Origin of the sequence: Pseudovibrio sp. JE062, from assembly GCF_000156235.1 — a bacterium.
Classification (GTDB): domain Bacteria; phylum Pseudomonadota; class Alphaproteobacteria; order Rhizobiales; family Stappiaceae; genus Pseudovibrio.
Genome location: NZ_DS996810.1, coordinates 1 through 1325, shown reverse-complemented (window position 1 = coordinate 1325; position 1325 = coordinate 1). Strand labels below are relative to the sequence as shown.

Below are 1325 nucleotides of genomic sequence, written 5' to 3'. Positions count from 1 at the left end.
GGCTTAAGGTTAGCCCCAGAGGCGTTAAGACGTATGTGGTTCAATATCGAGGTGAGGGAGGTCGAAGGGGACGGGTCAGAAGGTTGTCTATTGGAAGGCATGGATCTCCTTGGACTACAGAGGAGGCACGTGCCGAAGCTAAGAGAGTTCTTGGTGATGTCGCGCATGGTGGGGATCCCATGGCTGCAAGGCAGGCACGAAGGAAAGACCTTACTGTTGCTGAACTTTGTGACCTTTATCTTGAAGAAGGTACGGCAACCAAAAAGGCATCGACAATTGCGACGGACAAAGGGCGTATTGAGCGCCATATTAAACCGGTTATTGGAGACCTTTTGGTCTCAGACATTAAAGCCAATCATGTTCGCACCTTGCTAAAGAAAGTTGCAGAGGGCAACCTTCCTAGAGAAGGGGTAGGTCCAGTTGCGGACAAGCTCGGTGGCAAAGGTACAGCATCTCGGACAGTCGGACTGCTAGGCGGGATCTTCTCATTTGCGAATGAATTGGGCTACAGAACCGACAATCCCGTCCATGGCGTAAAGCGATTTCCTGATCAGAAAAACCAACGTTATCTCACGCAGTCAGAGCTTACTCGTCTTTTTGAGTTGCTCGAAGAGATAGAAGCTGACGGAGCAAACCCCAAGGCGGTCAAGATAATTAAGCTTCTTGCTTTGACTGGCGCGCGTAGGGGAGAAATAGAACAGCTTAAATGGTCAGAGGTTTTCCTCGAACAGGGTACTCTGCATTTTGAAGACAGCAAAACCGGGCAGAAATCAATTCCTATTAGCGCTGCCGTGATTGGCCTCTTAAGGGAAGCCGAGCAGGAGCGTTGTATCGATAGCCCGTATGTTTTTCCAAGCGAGCGCGGAGACGGCTTCTATGTTGGCGCAACCAAAGTATGGCGAGATTTGCGGACCAAGTTTGGCGATGAGAAACTACGCATGCACGATCTCAGGCACTCTTTCGCAAGCCTAGCTGTAGCTGGCGGAGCGAGCCTGCCGATGATTGGGGCTTTGCTTGGACATAAAGATACTGCAACAACGCAACGTTATGCGCATTTGTCGGCAGATCCACTGAGAAGCATATCTGATCAGGTCGGAGCTAAGTTGCTTGGAACTGATGATGGAAACAAATAGTCAATTGTAACAGGCTTTACTCTGAAGGTACTGTACATTTTATCGATTGGCTCATTAGGCTCACCAAGCCGCATTTTCTTTGATTTAAGTTCTTTTGTTTTCTGGTTTTGGGACTACTTGCTATATAGTTTAGATGATTAGATCAAGGTGAGCGTCCGCTGGGCGAGAGGTGCATTGCGGGGGATGGAAAAC

At 49.0% G+C, this 1325-nt stretch carries 1 protein-coding gene; it reads left to right on the top strand.

The window, feature by feature from the left end; translation table 11 throughout:
- On the top strand, nucleotides 1-1133 hold a 1133-nt coding region (locus tag PJE062_RS14780), incomplete at its 5' end, for a site-specific integrase (RefSeq protein WP_198136870.1).
- Between the last annotated feature and the right edge of the window lie 192 nt (nucleotides 1134-1325).